Annotated in this window: 7 protein-coding genes and 1 pseudogene; 1 reads left to right on the top strand and 7 read right to left on the bottom strand. The window is 43.2% G+C overall.

What is annotated here, in order from left to right:
* Both alaS and GBV73_RS10625 read right to left on the bottom strand, forming a co-directional pair.
* On the bottom strand, nt 1–1,988 hold a 1,988-nt coding region (gene alaS, locus GBV73_RS10630), incomplete at its 3' end, for an alanine--tRNA ligase (RefSeq protein ID WP_152881245.1).
* A gap of 90 nt (nt 1,989–2,078) precedes the next feature.
* On the bottom strand, nt 2,079–2,357 hold the full coding sequence (locus GBV73_RS10625; RefSeq protein ID WP_152881243.1) for an initiation control protein YabA: 279 nt from the start codon (nt 2,355–2,357) through the stop codon (nt 2,079–2,081).
* A gap of 73 nt (nt 2,358–2,430) precedes the next feature.
* Between GBV73_RS10625 and GBV73_RS11205 the strand changes: the two genes are divergently transcribed.
* Nucleotides 2,431–2,568 carry a hypothetical protein gene (locus tag GBV73_RS11205; protein ID WP_156882149.1) on the top strand — a complete coding sequence of 46 codons (138 nt, stop codon included), beginning with the start codon at nt 2,431–2,433 and terminating at the stop codon, nt 2,566–2,568.
* An 89-nt stretch (nt 2,569–2,657) separates the two neighbouring features.
* Here the strand turns inward: GBV73_RS11205 and GBV73_RS10620 are convergent, their stop codons facing one another.
* From GBV73_RS10620 to GBV73_RS10605, 5 genes and pseudogenes are all read right to left on the bottom strand, one after another.
* Nucleotides 2,658–2,903: a hypothetical protein gene (locus GBV73_RS10620; RefSeq protein WP_225807243.1), complete on the bottom strand. Its 246-nt coding sequence runs from the start codon at nt 2,901–2,903 to the stop codon at nt 2,658–2,660.
* A 35-nt stretch (nt 2,904–2,938) separates the two neighbouring features.
* The gene (locus GBV73_RS11200; RefSeq protein ID WP_172967225.1) at nt 2,939–3,106 is read right to left on the bottom strand and encodes a hypothetical protein; all 168 of its coding nucleotides are present in this window, start codon (nt 3,104–3,106) and stop codon (nt 2,939–2,941) included.
* 2 nt (nt 3,107–3,108) lie between these two features.
* Nucleotides 3,109–3,630, bottom strand: coding sequence for a hypothetical protein (locus tag GBV73_RS10615; RefSeq protein WP_152881239.1), 522 nt, complete (start codon nt 3,628–3,630; stop codon nt 3,109–3,111).
* A 20-nt stretch (nt 3,631–3,650) separates the two neighbouring features.
* The gene (locus tag GBV73_RS10610) at nt 3,651–3,908 is read right to left on the bottom strand and encodes a hypothetical protein (RefSeq protein WP_042699567.1); all 258 of its coding nucleotides are present in this window, start codon (nt 3,906–3,908) and stop codon (nt 3,651–3,653) included.
* Nucleotides 3,909–4,099: 191 nt separating this feature from the next.
* Nucleotides 4,100–4,285: pseudogene (locus GBV73_RS10605) on the bottom strand (hypothetical protein); the annotation flags it as partial.

The following is a 4,285-nucleotide window of genomic DNA, read 5'->3' as shown; positions in this document are numbered from 1 at the left end:
ACAACCCTGTTAGCTAAGAGCTCTATCTCCTTAAGCTCCTCTTCGCTGATGCGCTTGTAGTGAGCTATATCTAATCTAGCCCAGTCGGCGCTTAATTGAGAACCCGCCTGCCAGACGTGTTTTCCAAGGACTCTAACAAGGGCTCCCATAAGGACGTGAGTACCGGTGTGGTGTCTCATGTGCTGTATTCTCCTCTCCCAGTCGATTTTTCCGTGAACGCTGTCTCCCTCTTTGAAGCCTTCAGGCTTCTCCACTTTGTGGAGTATTACCTTGCCAACTTTCTGGACATCGAGCACCTTAACGCCGTTTAGCTCTCCCAGATCACAGGGCTGACCTCCGCCTTCGGGATAAAACGCTGTCTGGTCTAAAATCACCCAGTCATCTATCACCCTAAGAACCCTTGCATCGAATTCCTTCATGAAGGGATCCTCATAATAGAGGGTTCTTGTATCAGGCAGGTCTTGAACCAGCTCAAAGTCCACTATACTTTTTTCTTCTTCCTTTTTGGCAGTCTTTTCAGCTTCTTTGGCAATTAAGCTGTAAAAGTTATCTGGGACCTTGACTTTCATGCCTTCTTTCTCCGCAATCTCTTTAACTATTTCAGGGGTCAAACCATGGCTCTCATAGAAGAGGAGGAGCTTCTCCAATGGGAGCTCATTGATGCCCTGCTTCTTAAGCTTCTCTATTTCTCTCTTGACTAGTCCGCTTCCCCTCTCTAAGGTTTCCATGTACTTCTTTTCCTCAACGTTGACCATATCAAGAACAACGTCTTCCATTTCTTTGAACTCGGGGAAAGTCTTGTGCAGAGCCTCTATGTGCATTGCAACTATCTCACTCAGGGGAATCTCTAAACCTAACTCTCTGAGGTGTCTTATGCTCTTTCTTATGAGCAATCTGGCAAGATAACCAGCTTTAACGTTTGAAGGCACAACTCCATCGGAAAGCATGAACGTTAAGGCCTTTGTATGGTCAGCTATTGCATATATCAGCTCGTATGGCCTAATGAGCCTGGTGAGCTCTTCCACGTCAATTCCAACTCTCTTTGCAACGGTCTCCCTCAGTACCCTCAAATCGCCCATGTCCTCAATATCAAACATTCCTGCTAGTTTTGAGTTCTCCATAAGGATTCTATCGTCTATTTTTTCAATTCCGGCCATCTTTTTGAGGGGTTCTATGACGTAGCCCAGAACCGCGTCATAGGCCGTTGGAGTACCATGGCTCATCCATACAAGCCTCTCAAGACCGTATCCAGTGTCAACTACCTTTGTATCCATTGGAACGTATTTATTTCCTTTGATCTCTACGACCTGGGAAGGATCGGCATCCGGAGGAGCCAGCTTATACTGCATGAAAACCAGAGTAGCCACTTCCAAACCGCGGTAAAGAACCTCAAAAGCCGGACCAGCGTTTCCTCCACCAGCCCATGGGTTCTCCTTGAAAGTTATGTCTTCTCCCTTCATTCCAAGGTCTTTTGTGAAAAACTCGTAGGCATATTCGACGGTCTCATCCATCCAGTAAATCGGCTTTCCTGGATAGTTGAAGGCATGGTGCGCCATCATTTCAAATATCGTGAAGTGTCTGCCGGTGATTCCAACGTTGTCTATGTCGGTAAATCTTATCGAAGGCTGGCTTATAACGAGTGGATTTGCTGGAGGGTCGGCTTCGCCGCTTATAACCCACGGCTGGAAGTCCATTATGCTGGCTCCAACGAGGAGCACATCGTCTCTCCATCTGGGCAACACGGGATAGCGCTTAACTCTCCCATGCCCTTTTCTCTCAAAAAAGCTCAAAAACTTTTCGCGCATCTCGTCGAGAGTGTACTTCTTCGGGATTCCCGGCTTACCTATGAACTCATACTCATCACATGGAGGATCTCCACAGGTTTCCCTATCCGGATCCAGCGTCCAGAAGGGCTTTCCACAGACTTTACAGGTTTTCCTTATCCACCCTTCTTCCTTAAACATCCTTGTGCTCATGTCCATACTCATGATCATCACCATCCTTAAATCTAAGCTAAGAGTTGCTCTTCATATTAAAAAGTCTTTGTCTGAAGAAGCGTTCACGAATTGTTCTTAGAGTTATTTGTCAATCTCCACGTCTTCAAACTCATCTTCATTTACCACAACAAATGGAATCTTCATTTGTTTAAGCATCCCAATAAGCCGCCTGTGGCTTTTTTCCAGCATTTCTATTTTGTGTCTCAGGCTTTGGTTCTCGATATAGAGGCTCGTCGCCTCTTCGGTCTTCATGTTGAGCTGGGTCTTTAACTCAATTATCTGCTCCTCAAGCTCTATGACAGAGCGCTCAAGCCGTTCTATTTCTTCATAGAGATCTTTGCATAGTATTCTTTTTATCATTGCGCTGACCTCCTCCCCGCCCTGAAGGGACGAGGCTTGAAAAAGAAAAGTCAACACCAAAGAACGCCTCATAATGATAATTTTAGACCATAATGACTGGATTGCCAATTTCAACGGCTCTCCCTATAGGGTTAACTGGGAAAAGTTTACATTTGAGAAATTCGAGAAAGAAGAGAGGGAAATAAGAGAGATTAAGATAGTTGTGAACTGAAAGCTTTTTCTGCCAAAATTAATGGAAGATCACAAACAAAATTTTGCTATCCGGGCTTCTCAAATGTATAAGTCAGTGTACTAAGGTGTCTATCTTCTCCAGATCATTTCAATGTACATACCAATTAGGCCAAGTTCAAATGCCACTAAAAATAACGTCGATACGTTGAGGCCTTTGATGCTTTCAACTGCAAAATAAGCCAAGGGGATGCTCAAAAGAATTCCAGCCGTGCTGATAGGCAGGTTTTTCTTTAAAATCACAGGCAATAACATCAAAACGAGCATAAAGTACAATATTACGAAGGGATACTTAGCATATCCAGTTACTAATGCCACCCCACCCAAAAGAACTCCAAAAATGGAAGCAAAAATTATGGAAATATCAGACTTGTTAGCATGATTATTATGAATGTTATGACAAAGACCATGTAAGCGGGCATGTCTAATTTTCCGGCCTGCCATGCTCTAGCCCCTATAACAAAGAGAATAAAATAAAAGGGTACTGACCGTCCAATTTCTTGTTTAACGATCTCGTCCATGCTCATTCCTCCCTAATCTTTTCTATTATGGCTGGTACTCTATCAGAGAATGGTTTGTAATTAAGGAGTTTCCCAATGAGGAGTGTTGTAAAGCTAAGCCCTAATGTGAGAATGAAGAACAATCCATTATTCCTTTGAACTTCATCCCTAAAGACTGTTAATGAAAGCAAAAAGCCCGCTGCAAGGCCAATCCAGGCGTAAGTTATTTGGGGGGCGTAGTAAAAGAGTTTGTCGCCGAAAGCATAGAATGTTGCAGCCACGCCAGCGCCGGCAAAGTAAGAGTACGCAAGGTGTTTGTTGTAGGGGAAAATAAGCGAGCCTATTGTGAATATTATCCCAAAATGCCACGCGAAAGTTATAATCCTGTTTTCGAGCCTGTTTGGGAGAACTGTACGGAGGAGAATGAGGGTTACAAGAGCGAACAACGTTAAGTAATTCAACTCCTTGAAGGGCACGAGAATGTTAAGTACTCCAATTCCAATCACAAGAAAAGGAAGAGAAAAATACATATAAGCTGTCTTCATTAGGTATTCCCCTCCTTAGCTTATCCCGTCAAACTATATCCCTGTTCCTGGGCTACTTTAATAAGCTCCTTGATGTCACTATACTTGGAGATGTCCACATTTCGCTTTTCCCAAGAGTTTACCTCTTGGAGGATAGCAGACAAAGATTTGCCACACGTTTTGCAACTTGTGCAGTTTGGAAGGGCTTTTGTTTGCTCTGCTTGACTGACTGCACTCCTTGCAACCATTCCCAAAACTAAAACCAAGACGAACAAACTTGCAAGTGCAATTCTCTTCATTCGCCCCCCAAGCATGAGGAAATCTTCACAAATAATAAGTCCTCAAACTATATAAAATTTGCCATTAGAAAAAACGAAAAGACAAAAGTAAAAACAAAAAACAACAAAACAAAGTAAAAACTCAAAATACCTTAATCGCTTAAATCTGCATCCAAAACACTTCAGAAAATAGCAACTGTCAGGTAAAAATCCTAAATTGAATTCAAAAACTCCCTAAACTTTTCTCCAATGTTTTCCGGAGAGATAACCTCCACTTCTACTCCAAGCTCTCTGAAATAATCATTCACCCAGCCGTTTCTTAAAGGATCGTTCCTAAAGGGGTAAACCACCCAGAGATGTTTAAAGCCAGCGCGGTGAGCCTTTATCCCATTGTAGAG

It is taken from the genome of Thermococcus sp. 101 C5 (genome assembly GCF_009372125.1).
GTDB classification, from domain to species: Archaea; Methanobacteriota_B; Thermococci; order Thermococcales; family Thermococcaceae; genus Thermococcus_A; species Thermococcus_A bergensis.
The sequence above is the reverse complement of the archived record's forward strand: the minus strand, read 5'-3'. Positions and strand labels throughout refer to the sequence as shown.

Bases quoted from the DNA above. Each gene is read 5' to 3' on its own strand.
- GBV73_RS11200 (WP_172967225.1), bottom strand. From the start codon at position 3,106: ATGGACGAGATCGTTAAACAAGAAATTGGACGGTCAGTACCCTTTTAT.
- GBV73_RS10610 (WP_042699567.1), bottom strand. From the start codon at position 3,908: ATGAAGAGAATTGCACTTGCAAGTTTGTTCGTCTTGGTTTTAGTTTTG.
- GBV73_RS10625 (WP_152881243.1), bottom strand. From the start codon at position 2,357: ATGATAAAAAGAATACTATGCAAAGATCTCTATGAAGAAATAGAACGG.
- GBV73_RS11205 (WP_156882149.1), top strand. From the start codon at position 2,431: ATGATAATTTTAGACCATAATGACTGGATTGCCAATTTCAACGGCTCT.
- GBV73_RS10615 (WP_152881239.1), bottom strand. From the start codon at position 3,630: ATGAAGACAGCTTATATGTATTTTTCTCTTCCTTTTCTTGTGATTGGA.